Here is a 208-nt window from a genome sequence, read left to right as displayed (position 1 = left end):
AGGCGACCGCCCCAGTCAAACTGCCCACCTGACACTGTCCTCGTACCGGATCACGGTACCCAGGTAGAACCTAGATACGATCAGGGTGGTATCCCAAGGATGCCTCCCCTCAAGCTGGCGCTCAAGGCTCAACGGCTCCCACCTATCCTGTACAGATCGTACCCAAATTCAATATCATGCTGCAGTAAAGCTCCATGGGGTCTTGCCG

Annotated in this window: 1 rRNA gene; it reads right to left on the bottom strand. The window is 56.2% G+C overall.

The window, feature by feature from the left end:
* Window positions 1-208 (bottom strand): 23S ribosomal RNA (locus ACN6NF_RS26050); the annotation flags it as partial.

The sequence above is a fragment of the Paenibacillus sp. TSM33 genome (genome assembly GCF_056099025.1).
Note: the sequence above shows the minus strand (reverse complement) of the source record. Positions and strands in the feature narration are given on the sequence as shown.